The sequence below is a fragment of the Rhodococcus sp. WS1 genome, from assembly GCF_003797745.1.
Lineage (GTDB): Bacteria > Actinomycetota > Actinomycetes > Mycobacteriales > Mycobacteriaceae > Rhodococcus_F > Rhodococcus_F erythropolis.
Genome location: NZ_RKLZ01000001.1, coordinates 1,348,573 through 1,364,361, shown reverse-complemented (window position 1 = coordinate 1,364,361; position 15,789 = coordinate 1,348,573). Strand labels below are relative to the sequence as shown.

General features: G+C 60.0%; 2 protein-coding genes. Both read left to right on the top strand.

What is annotated here, in order from left to right; translation table 11 throughout:
- Positions 1 to 200 precede the first annotated feature (200 nt).
- Entirely contained in the window at positions 201 to 12,380 is a 12,180-nt protein-coding gene (locus EEB12_RS06310; protein WP_141487526.1) for a non-ribosomal peptide synthetase, read from the top strand.
- On the top strand, positions 12,364 to 15,624 hold the full coding sequence (locus EEB12_RS06305) for a non-ribosomal peptide synthetase (RefSeq protein WP_261989818.1): 3,261 nt from the start codon (positions 12,364 to 12,366) through the stop codon (positions 15,622 to 15,624). The genes EEB12_RS06310 and EEB12_RS06305 overlap by 17 nt, the downstream gene beginning before the upstream one ends.
- Positions 15,625 to 15,789 lie beyond the last annotated feature (165 nt).

Below are 15,789 nucleotides of genomic sequence, written 5' to 3'. Positions count from 1 at the left end.
ACAATGGTTCGGTGTGTCCGATCAACTATTGGGGCTTTACCGGGACGTCGAACGCGATTTGCCCAGGTCAAGGGTAGAACCTCGGAAGTGATCGGATTCCTGCGAATACTGATCGAACTGCAGTACCAAAGCGAAGGTGAAATTGTCTTGACGCAGCACGTGTTCCTCCAGCATGCCGTTCGAGTGCAGGTCGTGACCGCATGAGCTCCGATGGTGTGACGCCAGGGACGTCGGTAGCTCGCAAGGCACGTCGAGAGCGTCCGGCACGCGGCCGTCGTGCCAGCACATCGTTGCTTCCGCAACTGCTGGCGGCGGCCGTCGAGCTGGGGCCCGAGCGGGAGGCGTTGCGGTTCGAAGGACGTTCGCTGTCATACGCAGAGTTGGACGAGCAATCGTCTCGTTTGGCGAGATTGTTGATCGCCGGCGGCATGGGGCCAGAGGATCGGGTTGCAATTTCGATACCGCGGTCCATCGAGTCCGTTCTGGCACTGTGGGCAGTCGCCAAGTCCGGCGCCGCCTTCGTCCCGGTTGATCCGAACTATCCAGCCGATCGCGTGGCCTACATGATCAGCGATTCTGGAGTTTCGGTCGGGTTGACCACTGAGGGTGCACGCGCCGGGTTAACTGACTCGGTCGGGTGGATCTCGATCGATGCTTCGGACACTGTCGAGTCGTTGGCCGCTGTCTCCGGCGCGCCAGTGACGTATGACGAGCGGGTAAGAACACTGCGTGAGCAGCACGCCGCGTACGTCATCTACACATCCGGCTCCACAGGGCGACCCAAGGGTGTTGTTGTTTCGCATTCGGGGCTAGCCGTCCTGCAGCGAGAGCAAATTCGCATGCTGTCGCTCGACGGCAATTCACGGGTTTTGCACTTCACGACTCCAAGCTTCGACGTATCGATCTTCGAACTACTCGAGACGATCGGAGCAGGCGCCGTCATGGTGATTGCCCCATCGAGCATCTACGGTGGGCCCGAGCTAGCCGAGCTGATCAAGACAGAGCGAGTGACGCATGTCGGCGCTACTCCTTCGGTGCTCGCATCGGTGGATCCATCTGGACTCGACGATGTTGCTGTCGTCGTGGTCGCGGGTGAGGCGTGTCCGCCAGAGTTGGTCGCGAAGTGGGCGCCCGGACGCCACTTTTTCAACGCGTACGGCCCGACCGAGATGACGATCGTCACGAACATGACGGAACTCGGCGCGGGTGATCCCGTCACGATCGGTGGTCCGATTCGTGGTGCAGCGTCTTTGGTATTGGATGCTCGCTTGCAGCCTGTACCGACGGGGACTACGGGTGAGCTCTATCTTGCAGGGCCGCAGGTTGCGCGCGGATACCACAATTTGGCAGGAATGACGGCCGATCGATTCATCGCGAATCCCTTTGGGGCCCAGGGTGAACGAATGTACCGCACGGGGGACGTGGTGCGGTGGACGGAAAGTGCTGCCGGCGATCGTAGCGTCGAATACGTCGGACGGTCCGATTCCCAGGTCAAGATCCGTGGCTTCCGCATCGAGTTGACTGAAATTGACGCGGTCATCGCACTCGACGAACGGGTCGAGTTTGTGACAACTCTCGGGCGAGTGTTGCCCAGCGGTGAAACGGCTCTAATCTCTTATGTGCTTCCTGCAGTTGGAGCCGTGTTGTCCGGGGATGACGTCCTGGCAGTGGTCAAGACGGATCTTCCCCGTCACATGATTCCGGCGGCTGTCGTTGTCATCGACGAGATCCCCTTGACGCCGGTAGGAAAGCTGGATTCGGCAGCACTTCCTGATCCCGTATTCGAGGCCCGAGAGTTTGTAGCGCCATCCTCCGCTGGTGAGGTCCTGGTCGCGCGCGTATTCGAAGAACTCTTGGGGGTGGACCGAGTCGGCGCTGACGACGACTTCTTCGAACTCGGCGGCAACTCGTTGATTGCTGCGAAATTGGCCGGGCGTCTCAGTGCGGCTTTCGATGTGCGGGTTCAGGTCAAAACGCTGTTCGAGTACTCGACAGTCTCCGGACTTGCATCTGTTCTGTCAGATTCAGCGGGGCATGTGCGAATTGCCTTGGCCCCTCGCTCTCGTCCGGAGCGGATACCTCTTTCCCTTGCACAGTCGCGGATGTGGTTCTTGTCGAGATTCGACTCTGTGTCTGGTGTGAACAACATTCCGATCGTGTTGCGGTTGTCCGGTGCCGTCGATGTTTCGGCACTGTCCGCAGCGCTGTCGGATGTTGTTGCGCGGCACGAGGTGTTGCGGACCGTCTACCCGGAATTCGAGGGCATCGGGTTCCAACAAGTACTTCCGGTGGACGAATTCGTGGGAACTGTATTGCCCGAAACTGTCGACGCGGCCGACTTGCTCGGTGTGCTGACGCCAGTGGTGGCAGAGGGGTTCGATGTCACGGTCGAGGTGCCATTGCGGGTTCGTTTGTTCCAGACGGGCTCGTCGGAGTTTGTATTGGCGTTGGTGATTCACCATATTGCTGCTGATGGCGTGTCGTTGGGGCCATTGGTGCGTGATGTGTCGGTGGCGTACGTGGCGCGTGCGGGTGGTCAGGTTCCGCAGTGGGCGCCGCTGGCGGTGCAGTACGCGGACTTCGCGTTGTGGCAGCGTGAGGTGTTGGGGTCCGAGGGCGATCCGTCGTCGTTGATGTCCGAGCAGTTGGGGTATTGGACGTCGGTGTTGGCGGGGTTGCCGGAGCGGATCGAGCTGCCGGCGGATCGCCCGCGGCCGTTGGTGGCATCCAATCAGGGGGCGAGTTACCAGTTTTCGATAGAGGCGCGGTTACATCGAGCGCTCGAGCAGTTGGCGCTTGATCGTAATGTGTCGTTGTTCATGGTGGTGCATGCGGCGTTGGCGGTGTTGTTGGCGCGGCTGAGCGGTAGTGACGACGTTGTGGTGGGCTCTCCGATCGCAGGGCGGGGTGAGCCGGAGCTGGACGATCTGATCGGTATGTTCGTCAATACGTTGGTGTTGCGGACCGAGGTGGATTCTTCGGAGTCTTTTTCGGCGTTGTTGGGTCGGGTTCGTGAGGTCGATCTCGGGGCGTTCGGCAACGAGGACGTGCCGTTCGAGCGTTTGGTGGAAGTGCTTGATCCGGCGCGGTCGCAGGCCCATCATCCGTTGTTCCAGGTTGCGCTGTTCTTTCAGAACATGGCGCAGGATGTCGTGGAGTTGCCGGGACTGTCGATTGCCGGTTTCGACGCCGGTGTCGAGATCGCGAAGTTCGATCTGCAGTTGACGGTGACGCCGTTGGAGGAGGACGGCGTCGGTGTGGGGATGCCGATGTCGTTGACGTATGCGACGGATCTGTTCGACGCGTCGACAGTTGTTTCGTTTGCGGAGCGGTTGGTGCGTGTTCTGGAAGCGATGGTGGCGGAGCCTGATTCGGTTGTTGGGGATGTGGAGTTGCTCGGTGAGGACGAGCGATCGCAGGTCTTGGTGACGGTCAATGACACCGTTCACGAGTTGACTGACGACGCTTTGTTGCTCGACGGGTTTGTTGCGCAGGTGGCGGCGACGCCGGGTGCGGTGGCGGTGATGTTCCAGGGACAGTCTCTGTCGTATGCGGAGTTCGGGTCTCGGGTGAACCGTCTTGCGCGGTATCTGATTTCGGTGGGTGTGGGGCCGGAGTCGTTGGTGGCGTTGGCGATGCGTCGGTCGGTTGATCTTGTTGTGGGTATGTATGCGGTGGTTGCTGCGGGTGGGGCGTATGTGCCGTTGGATCCGGATCATCCGGTCGAGCGCAATGGTCATATTCTCGGGACCGCGGCGCCGGTGTGTGTGTTGTCCACTGCTGGTGACGGTGTGGTGTTGCCGGGTGAGTTCGATGTGGTGTTGATTGACGAGTTGGATGTGTCCGGGTTCTCGGATGCGCCTGTGTTGGATGTGGATCGTGTTGCGCCGCTGCGTGGTTCGAATGCTGCGTATGTGATTTTCACGTCGGGGTCGACGGGGAAGCCGAAGGGTGTGGCGGTTTCGCATGAGGCGATCGTCAATCAGATGGCGTGGATGCAGGGTCAGTATGTTCTGACTGGGTCGGATGTGTATTTGCAGAAGACTGCGACGACGTTCGATGTGTCGTTGTGGGGCTTCTTCTTGCCGTTGGCGGTGGGTGCTCGGTTGGTGGTGGCCACTCATGACGGTCATCGGGATCCGGGGTATTTGGCGTCGGTGATCGCTGATCAGCGTGTGACGGTGACGGACTTCGTGCCGACGATGCTGTCGGTGTTCGCGGGGGAAGTCTCTGCCAGCCAGTTGGATTCGCTGCGTGATGTGTTCGTCATCGGCGAGGCGTTGCCGGCGCAGACGGTGCGCGATTTCGGTGTTGTTTCAAGCGCGCGGGTTCACAACTTGTATGGTCCGACCGAGGCCGCGGTGTCGATCACGTTCGCGGATGTGACGGATGCTGTCCACGGTGGTGTGGCTTCTATTGGTGTGCCGCAGTGGAATTCGCAGGTTTTCGTCTTGGATTCGCGATTGCGTCCGGTGCCGGCGGGTGTTGCGGGTGAGTTGTATCTTGCGGGTGATCAGTTGGCTCGTGGGTATGTTTCTCGTCCGGATTTGTCGGCGGATCGCTTCGTGGCGAATCCGTTCACTCATGGCAGTGTCGGCGATCGGATGTACCGCACGGGGGACTTGGTGCGGTGGGGCTGGTCGGGGGAGCTCGAGTACATCGGGCGCACCGATTTCCAGGTGAAGTTCCGGGGTCAGCGGATCGAGTTGGGGGAGATCGAGTCGGCCCTGGTGGCCGATGTGTCGGTGTCGGTGTCGTCGGTGGCGGTGGTGTCGACCAAGACCGGTGATCAGTTGGTGGGGTATGTGGTGCCGACGTCGGGAGCGGTGGTTGATGTTGCGGCGCTTGTGGATTCGTTGGGGTCGGTGTTGCCGTCGTATATGGTGCCGTCGCAGATCATGGTGTTGGATGCGTTCCCGCTGAATGCTTCGGGGAAGTTGGATCGGAAGCTGTTGCCGAAGCCGGTGTTCGAGGCTGCGGCGTTCCGGGCTCCGGTGACTCCGGTGGAGGAGTCGGTTGCCTCGGTTTTCGCCGAGGTGTTGGGTGTGGATCGGGTCGGGCTTGATGATGATTTCTTTGCTTTGGGTGGCAATTCGCTGATTGCGACTCGGATGGTTGCCCGCCTTGGGCAGGCGCTCGATACGCAGGTTCCGGTACGGGTGCTGTTCGAGGTGTCCTCGGTCGAGGGCGTGGCTGCCCGAGTTCAGACCAGGATCGGTTCGGGTGCTCGGGCGGCATTGACTGCTCGGGTGCGCCCGGAGCGGGTGCCGTTGTCCCTTGCACAGCAACGGATGTGGTTTCTGAACCAACTCGACCCAGAGTCGCCGGTCTACAATGTTCCTCTCGCGATCCGGCTTTCAGGGAAGCTGGACGTGGCGGGGCTGAAAGCTGCTGTTTCCGATGTCCTGGCACGGCACGAGTCGCTCAGAACATTGTACCCAAGCGATACAGATGGACCAATGCAGGTAATTGTTCCACCCGAAGATGTCGTGCTGGACTTGAGTCCAGTCGAGGTCGACGCCGAGTCTGTAATGCTGCGCGTAGCAGAGGTTGTCGGACAGGGATTCGACGTCGGTGCTGAGGTCCCCGTTCGAGCGAAACTGTTCAGCCTTGGCTCTGACAACTACGTGTTGGTTGTCGTGATCCACCACGTTGCCGGAGACGGTTCCTCGGTCGGTCCACTCGGGCGCGATGTCATGGTCGCGTATGAGGCCCGATCTCGGGGCGTAGTTCCGGGGTGGGCGCCTCTCGGAGTGCAGTATGCGGACTATGCGTTGTGGCAACGCGAGATGTTGGGCTCGGACGGCGACCCGGATTCGATCGCGTCGAAGCAGATTGCATACTGGCACGCGCAGCTGGCTGACGTTCCGCCGGTCCTGAATCTCCCCTTGGATCGTGCCAGGCCGGCGATTCAGTCATTGCGCGGAGCGACAGTCGATTTCACGGTCGATGCACGCCTTCATTCAGGCTTGTCGAGGCTCGCAGAGGGCCACAACGTGACTGTCTTCATGGTCATTCACGCGGCGGTGGCTGTTTTGATGTCCAGACTGAGCAGTTCTCCGGACGTGGTCCTTGGTACTCCTGTCGCAGGACGCGGCGAGGCCGAACTCGACGATCTGATTGGTATGTTCGTCAACACGCTGGTCTTACGCACGAACGTCGAAGCGTCGGAAGGATTCGGTTCGTTCCTGGAGCAGGTGCGTGAAATCGATCTATCGGCGTTTGCCAATGCGGATGTGCCGTTCGAGTGGTTGGTGGATGAGATCGACCCCGTGCGTTCTACTGCGCATTCACCGCTGTTCCAGGTTTTGTTGGTGTTCCAGAACTTTGCGCAAACGCAGTTCGTGTTGCCAGAACTCACGATTTCCGGGATCGAAGCGGACTCGGGAACGGCGAAATACGACCTTCAGATCACTCTGTCCGAGGTCATCAGCGAGTCGGGAGAACCCTCGGGGATGCACGGGTCGTTCAACTACGCAACCGACCTGTTCGACGAATCAACGGTGTTGGAATTCGTCGATCGTCTGTTGCGAATTCTGAACACAGTGTCCGCAACTCCGGACGTACTGGTGGGTGATATTCCCGTACTCTCACAGAGCGAGAGTGAACAGGTACTGGCGCAAGCTGTTTCGGCCGGTTCTTTGTGCTCGGACAATGCGACGCTGGTCTCGTTGTTCGACGAGCAGGTTGCGCGGACGCCTAACTCTGTCGCGTTGGCCATGGACGCAATTGAACTTACGTATGCGGAGTTCGATGCCAAGGTCAATCAACTCGCGCGTCACCTCATTTCCGAAGGAGTCGGACCTGAGCAGTTGGTCGGTGTGGCGATGCGTCGGAGCATTGACCTCGTGGTTGCGATCTACGCCGTTCTGAAGGCTGGGGGCGCCTACGTTCCTATCGATCCAGATCATCCAGCAGAACGCACCGAGTACGTCGTAGAGGCGGCGGATCCGGTACTGATTCTGACTACCGCTCGCGATCAGTTCGCGTCGACGGGTCGACGGATGGTGACTGTCGAGGCTCTGAACTTGGACGGGTTCCCATCTCGCCGGATAGCCGACTCTGAACGCAATTCGCCTTTGCGATCGGAAAACACGGCGTATCTGATCTTCACTTCAGGTTCGACAGGTCGCCCCAAGGGCGTTGCGATTACACACAGCGCAACGGTGAACCAGTTGGTGTGGGCTCAGGCGACCTACAGGCTTGATCGCTCGGATGTGGTACTGCAGAAAACGCCGATCACCTTCGACATTTCGGTCTGGGAATTGTTCTGGACTCTCCAAACTGGAGCGAAACTGGTCATCGCGGTTCCCGACGGACACCGGGACGCAGATTATCTTGCGAAAACCATTGCGCAAGAGCGGGTCACGACTGTGCATTTCGTTCCGTCGATGTTGAACGCATTCATGTCCGCGGTGCCCGCGCCGCTGCCGGAGTCGGTGCGTCGCGTCTTTGTCGCAGGAGAGGCGTTGAGCGCCGACACCGTACGCCGATTCAGCGGGTACGCGTCAGCGAGCCTGCACAACTGGTACGGGCCTGCCGAGGTCGAGGTGGTAACAGCTTGGGAGGCGACTCCTGAGGCGTTGGTCGTCCCGATCGGTTCGCCCGTCGCTAACACGTCCACTGTTGTGCTTGACGGCCGGTTGGCGCCAGTGCCGGTGGGTGTGGCCGGTGAACTGTATTTGGGTGGACCGCAGGTGGCTCGTGCATATCACGGTGAGCCTGCTATGACGGCGCTGCGATTTGTCGCCGATCCATTCGGATCAGCCGGCGCCAGGTTGTACCGCACCGGAGATTTGGTTCGATGGACCAAATCGGGGGAGCTGGAGTACATCGGCCGTAGCGATTTCCAGGTGAAGTTGCGTGGTCAGCGGATCGAACTGGGTGAGATCGAATCAGCCCTGCTCACACATGAGAACGTCAACGACGCCGTCGTCGTGATGCACTCTGACTCCAAGTCGGGTGACAGCTTGGTTGGGTATGTGGTGCCGGCGTCGGGTGCGGTGGTTGATGTTGTGGCGCTTACGGATTCGCTGCGTGCGGTGTTGCCGTCGTACATGGTTCCGTCGTTGATCATGGTGTTGGATGCGTTGCCGCTGAATGCGTCGGGGAAGTTGGATCGGAAGTTGTTGCCGGAGCCGGTGTTCGAGGTTGCGGTGTTCCGGGCTCCGGTGACGGCGGTGGAGGAGATCGTTGCGTCGGTGTTTGCGGATCTGCTGGGTGTGGATCGGGTGGGTCTCGATGATGATTTCTTTGCTTTGGGTGGTAATTCGCTGATTGCGACGCGGGTGGCGGCTCGGTTGGGTCAGGCGCTTGATGCGCAGGTTCCGGTGCGGGTGTTGTTCGAGGCGTCGTCGGTGGAGTTGTTGGCTGCGCGGGTGGAGTCGGAGGTCGGTTCGGGTGCGCGGGCGGCGTTGACGGCGATGGTGCGTCCGGAGCGGATTCCGTTGTCGTTGGCGCAGCAGCGGATGTGGTTCTTGAACCGGTTCGAGCCGGGGTCTGCGGTGAACAATATTCCGGTGGCGATTCGGTTGTCGGGGTCGTTGGACGTGGCGGCTTTGCAGGCTGCTGTGTCGGATGTTGTTGCGCGGCACGAGATTTTGCGGACGGTGTATCCGGAGGTCGACGGTGTCGGGTTCCAGGAGATCCTTTCGGCGGATCGGGTCGAGCTGGATTTGTCTCCGGTTGCGGTGTCGGAGTCCGATGTCGTTGGTGCGGTGTCGGAGTTCTTGTCTGCTGGTTTCGATGTGGCGGTCAAGGTTCCGGTTCGGGCGCGGTTGTTTGCGGTGTCGGAGTCGGAGTTCGTGTTGGCGATGGTGGTTCATCACATCAGTGGGGACGGGTTCTCGATGGGTCCGCTCACGCGTGATGTGATGGTTGCGTACGAGGCTCGTTCTCGGGGTGAGGTTCCGGGGTGGGCGCCGTTGGCGGTGCAGTATGCGGATTACGCGTTGTGGCAGCGTGAGGTGTTGGGTTCGGAAGATGATGCGGCGTCGTTGATTTCGCGTCAGGTCGAGTTCTGGTCTCGGGCGTTGGCGGGGTTGCCGGATCAGTTGGATCTGCCGGCGGATCGTCCGCGGCCTGTGGTGGCGTCCAATCGTGGTGCGGATCATTCGTTCGTGGTGGGTGCGGATGTTCATGCTGGTTTGAATGATGTTGCTCGTGAGTCGAATTCGTCGTTGTTCATGGTGGTTCATGCGGCGTTGGCGGTGTTGTTGGCCCGGTTGTCGGGTACCTCCGATATTGCGATCGGTACTCCGGTGGCGGGTCGTGGTGAGCAGGTTCTCGATGATGTGATCGGGATGTTCGTCAATACGTTGGTGTTGCGGACCGAGGTCGAGGGTGCTGCTCGTTTCGTCGATCTGCTGGCAAGTGTGCGGGAGGCTGATCTTCAGGCGTTCGGCCATGCGGATGTTCCGTTCGAGCGGTTGGTGGAGGTGCTCAATCCGGAGCGCTCGCAGGCACGGAATCCGTTGTTCCAGGTGATGTTGGTGTTCCAGAACATGGAGCAGTCAGTCCTCGAACTCGGTGATCTGACTGTTGCTGGTGTCGATGCCGGGTCGGTGGCGGCGAAGTTCGACCTGCAGCTGACGGTGATCGAGCAGTTCGACGACGCGGGTGCTGCGGCGGGGATGGCGGCAACGTTCACGTACGCGACGGATCTGTTCGACGAGTCGACAGTTGCCTCATTTGCCGAACGCTTCGGACGAATCCTCACCGCAACAGCGGTGGATTCGTCGGTTTGTGTCGGTGATGTGGAGTTGTTGGATCCTGTCGAGCGTTCGTTGGTGCTTGAAGGCTGGAACGATCAGGTTCGGGTGAAGTCCGAAGTAGAAACGACGTTGGTCTCGATGTTCGACGCGCAAGTGCTGGCTCGGGGCATGTCGACTGCGGTGGTGTTCGAAGATCGCAGAGTGTCGTATGTCGACTTGGACGCTGCAGCGAATCGTTTGGCCCGCAAACTGATTGAGTCAGGTGTGGGGCCGGAGTCGTTGGTGGCTGTCCTACTGCCTCGATCGGTTGACTTGGTCGTGTCGTTGTTGGCGGTGCTGAAGGCAGGTGGTGCCTATCTGCCGATCGATCCGAGCTATCCCGCTGAGCGGATCGCATTCACGCTCGACGCGGCGCGGCCGGTGTGTGTTTTGGGTGGGACCGAACTCGATCTCGACATTCCTGTGTTCGACGTCGCGTCCATGGATGTGTCGAAGTACGACGGATCTTCACTCACTGATCATGATCGCGTTGCTCCGCTACGTGATTCGAATAGTGCGTATGTGATCTACACCTCGGGATCGACGGGTCGACCGAAGGGTGTTGCGGTGTCGCATCGCAACGTCGTCGAGTTGTTTGCCAACAGTCAGAGCCGGTTCGAGTTTGACGACTCCGACGTATGGACGTTGTTCCACAGCTACGCATTCGATTTCTCGGTGTGGGAATTGTGGGGGGCGTTGTCATTTGGTGGCACGGTTGTGGTGGTCGATTTCCTCACGTCGCGTTCGCCCGAACAGTTCCGGGAGTTGGTTGCTCGCGAGCGAGTGACGGTACTCAATCAGACTCCGTCCGCGTTCTATCAATTTGCTGAGGCCGATCGAGTAGCGGGTCAAGCGGCGACACCGCTGTCGTTGCGGTACGTGATATTCGGTGGCGAGGCACTGGACTTTGCGCAGTTGGAACGGTGGTTCGAGCGCCACGACGATCGGTCCCCGCGGTTGGTCAACATGTACGGCATCACGGAGACAACTGTTCACGTGTCGTTCCTCGAGGTGGATGCGGTATGGGCGCGCGAGGCGACAGCGTCTGTGATCGGACGCGGGTTGGGCGGACTCTCGGTGTTCGTGCTCGATGATCGATTGCGTCCGGCTCCGGTGGGAGTTCGCGGCGAGATGTATATCGCGGGAGAGCAGCTTTCGCGCGGGTATGTAGGACAGCCAGGTCTGACGGCTGGCCGCTTTGTGGCGAATCCTTTTGCGCACACGAGTTCCGGCGCGGTGATGTATCGCACCGGTGACGTTGGGCGGTGGAGTGTCGACGGGCAACTCGAGTATGCAGGCCGCAGTGATTTCCAGGTCCAGTTGCGTGGATTCCGGATCGAGCTCGGCGAGATCGAAGCTGCGTTGTTGCGTGTTCAAGGTGTGGCGCGTGCGGTCGTGCTTGTGCGTTCGGATGCTGCCCTTGGAGATCGTCTCGTGGGATACGTGGTGCCGGAGTCCGGTGTCGACCTGGTGGTTGCTGATGTCTTGTCATCGGTGGCGCAGTTCCTGACCGGGTACATGGTGCCGGATTCTGTGATGGTGCTCGAAGAATTGCCGCTGACAGTCAATGGCAAGTTGGATCGGAAGTTGTTGCCGGAGCCGGTGTTCGAGAAGGCTGTGTTCCGGGCTCCGGTAACGGCGGTGGAGGAGATTGTCGCGTCGGTGTTCGGGGATGTTCTCGGGGTCGAGCGTGTCGGGTTGGATGATGATTTCTTTGCTTTGGGTGGTAATTCTTTGATTGCTACTCGGGTGGCGGCGAGGTTGGGGCAGGCGTTGGATGCGCAGGTTCCCGTGCGGGTGTTGTTCGAGGCGTCGTCGGTGGAGTTGTTGGCTGCTCGGGTGGAGTCGGGGGTTGGTTCGGGTGCGCGGGCGGCGTTGACGGCTCGGGTGCGTCCGGAGCGGGTGCCGTTGTCGTTGGCGCAGCAGCGGATGTGGTTCTTGAACCGATTCGACCCGGGATCCAATGTTGACAATATTCCGGTGGCGATTCGGTTGTCGGGGTTGTTGGATGTGGCGGCGTTGGATGCTGCGGTGTCGGATGTTGTTGGTCGGCATGAGATTTTGCGGACGGTGTATCCGGAGGTCGACGGTGTCGGGTTCCAGGAGGTGTTGTCGGCGGATCGGGTGCGGTTGGATTTGTCGCCGGTTGTGGTGTCGGAGTCCGATGTCGTTGGTGCGGTGACGGAGTTCTTGTCGGCTGGTTTCGATGTGGCGGTGGAGGTTCCGGTTCGGGCGCGGTTGTTCGCGGTGTCGGAGTCGGAGTTCGTGTTGGCGTTGGTGGTTCATCACATCAGTGGTGATGGTGTGTCGATGGGGCCGTTGACGCGTGATGTGATGGTGGCGTACGAGGCTCGTTCTCGGGGTGAGGTTCCGGGGTGGGCGCCGTTGGCGGTGCAGTATGCGGATTACGCGTTGTGGCAGCGGGAGACTCTTGGTTCGGAAGATGATGCGGGGTCGTTGATTTCGCGTCAGATCGGGTTCTGGGAGTCGGCGTTGGCGGGGTTGCCGGATCAGTTGGATTTGCCGGCTGATCGTCCGCGGCCGGCGGTGGCGTCCAATCGTGGTGCTGCGTATTCGTTCGTGATTGATCGTGATGTGCATGTGTCGTTGAGTGACGCTGGCGCGTGAGTCGAATTCGTCGTTGTTCATGGTGGTGCATGCGGCGTTGGCGGTGTTGTTGTCGCGGTTGTCGGGGACGTCCGATATTGCGATCGGTACTCCGGTGGCGGGTCGTGGTGAGCAGGTTCTCGATGATTTGATCGGGATGTTCGTCAATACGTTGGTGTTGCGGACGGAGGTGGATTCTTCGGAGTCGTTCTCGGGGTTGTTGGGTCGGGTTCGTGAGGGTGATCTGGGCGCGTTTGCGCATGCGGATGTGCCGTTCGAGCGGTTGGTGGAGGTGCTCAATCCGGCGCGGTCGCAGGCGCGTAATCCGTTGTTCCAGGTGATGCTCTCGTTCCAGAGCGCACGCCAGACCGCTTTGCAGTTGGGCGATCTGACGGTTGCGGGCGTCGATACCGGCGCGGTTGCGGCGAAGTTCGATCTGCAGTTGACCATGGTCGAGCAGTTCGACGAGTCCGGTGCCCCGGCCGGGATGGCGGCGACGTTCACGTACGCGACGGATCTGTTCGACGAGTCGACGGTGGCCTCGATGGCAACCCGATTCGAACGCATCCTGGCTGCCGTCGTTGCTGATCGGTCAACCATTGTTGGTGACGTTGATATCTTGGATTCTGTTGAGCGTTCGTTGGTGCTCGAGGGGTGGAATGACACGGCTCGTGAGGTTGCGGGCGTGTCGGTGTTGGACGGGTTCGATGCGCAGGTGGCGGCGTCTCCGGGTGCGGTGGCGCTCTCGTTCGAGGGTCAGTCTCTGTCGTATGCGGAGTTCGATGCTCGGGTGAATCGTTTTGCCAGGTATTTGGTTTCGGTGGGTGTGGGGCCGGAGTCGTTGGTGGGTGTTGCGGTTCGTCGGTCGGTTGATTTGTTGGTTGCGGTTTACGGTGTGCTCAGGGCTGGTGGTGGGTATGTTCCGGTGGATCCGGATCAGCCTGCGGAGCGTAATGGGTATGTGTTGGAGTCGGCGTCGCCGGTGTGTGTGGTCAGTACGTCTGATGTTGGTTTCGATGCTGGTGTTGTGCCGGTGGTCGAGGTTGATGTTGTTGATGTGTCTGGTTTTTCGGGTGCGCCTGTCTCTGATGTGGATCGGGTTGCGCCGTTGCGGTCGGGGAATACGGCGTATGTGATTTTCACGTCGGGGTCGACGGGTCGGCCGAAGGGGGTGGCGGTCAGTCATCGCAGTGTGGTCAATCAGGTGTCGTGGTTGGCGGAGCGTTATGCGGTGTCGGGTTCTGATGTGGTGTTGTTCAAGACTCCGGTGACGTTCGATGTGTCGGTGTGGGAGTTGTTTGTTCCGTTGGCGGTGGGTGCTCGGTTGGTGGTGGCTACTCATGACGGTCATCGGGATCCGGGGTATTTGGCGTCGGTGGTGGCGGCGGAGTCGGTGTCGATGGTGTCGTTTGTGCCGTCGATGTTGGAGGTGTTCGTCGATCAGGTTGTCGAGACGTCGGAGGCGACGATCTCGCGCCTCGGTGGTGGTGGGTTGGGTTCGTTGCGGGTGATTTTCGCGGCGGGTGAGGCGTTGCCGGCGTCGGTGGTGCGTCGGGTGTTGTCGGTGTTGCCGTCGGTTGAGGTTCATAATTTGTATGGTCCGACGGAGTTCACGGTGCATGCGACGGCGGCGGGTCCGCTCGATGGTGTGGGTGTGGTGGTGCCGATGGGTGCTCCGGTGTGGAATTCGTCGGTGTTGGTGTTGGATTCGCGGTTGCGTCCGGTGCCGGTGGGTGTTGCGGGTGAGTTGTATTTGTCGGGTGTGCAGGTCGCTCGTGGGTATTTCGGGCGGGTGGATTTGTCGGCGGAGCGGTTTGTGGCGAATCCGTTCGGCGTGTCGGGTTCGCGGATGTATCGCACGGGGGATGTGGTGCGGTGGATCGGTGTGTCGGGTGAGCTCGAGTATGTCGGTCGTAGTGATTTTCAGGTGAAGTTGCGTGGTCAGCGGATCGAGTTGGGGGAGATCGAGTCTGCGGTTCGGGATCAGGTGGGTGTGGGTTCTGTGGTGGTGGTGGTGTGGCGTGATCAGTTGGTTGCGTATGTCACTGCTGCGGTGGGATCTTCGGTTGATGTTGATGTGGTGAAGGTGGGTGTGGGGGAGCGGTTGGCGTCGTATATGGTGCCGTCGCAGTTTGTGGTGTTGGATGCGTTTCCGCTCAATGCTTCGGGGAAGTTGGATCGGAAGTTGTTGCCGGAGCCGGTGTTCGAGGCCGCGGTGTTCCGAGCTCCCACTACCGAAGCTGAACTACTTGTCGCAAGCGTCTTTTCAGAGATTCTCGGTGTTGAGCACATCGGGGCGGACGACAGCTTCTTCGAGTTGGGTGGCAACTCACTGGTCGCTGCTAGGGTCGCGGCTCGGCTGAGCGCAGCAGTTTCAGCGGAGATCCCACTGCGACTCATCTTCACAACTTCGACGGTCAGCGAACTCGCAGAACGGATTGCACTTGGAATTCGAGTGGGCTTCGATGCGAAAACCGATGATGCACTACGAACGCTTCTGCCGCTGAGAACGACAGGGAGCGATGTCCCGTTGTTCTGTGTTCATCCACTTGTCGGACTGGCGTGGCCTTTTGCACCGTTGGCGGCAGTTGTGGACCGTTCGATTCCGCTCTATGGGTTGCAGAGCCCAGTTCTGACTGATGAGGCATTCCAGGGACGATCCCTTGACGATTACGCAGATCGCTACGTGGACGAGATCACCCGGGTTCAGCAGTCAGGCCCGTACCGAATTCTCGGTTGGTCGCTCGGCGCGATCATTGCTCAAGCGGTTGCGGCGAAGATGGAGGAGCGAGGCGAGATCGTTGAGGCGTTGATCTTGCTGGACGGTTCGCCGGAGACACGCGACGAATCAGAGCATGCTGTCCAGGTGCGCGCTGAGTTGGCTGCAATGGGGATTGTCTTCGGCGAGAACGAAAGTCTCGATGAATTGTCGGTCGAGAGGTCTGCAGAGATCTTGGCGGCTGTCGACGGAGAGAGAATCGGACTCGATGCGTCTGCGATCAAACGGTTGCTCACAAGCATTGCGATTTCGGCGAAGCTGATCAACGCCCATCGGCCGCAGTCGTTCGGGGGGCCGATCACTTTCGTGAGTTCGTTGGATCGTTCGGGCGCAAAGCAAGCCGATAAGGTTTGGGGTCCGTACGCGCACGGAGGACTGACGGATGAATTGGTCGACGTTCACCACCTGGAAATGATGTCTCCTGAAGGCGTTCGCGCTATCGGGCTGATTATTGAGCGTGTGTTGCGCGGTGGCGCCGCTGATTGATCAGCCGGCGCATACGAGCCTGGTCGGGCAATGGCCAGGCTCGTATGCTTCGCTCTTCCCGGATTGGCCTTGTAGGAGGTCATGTTCGGCCGTGACAGCACACGCTTGTCGATCGGAGGTTGTCGAGTGTGCGATTTCAACTTCTGCGGCGACCTTCGCGACGTC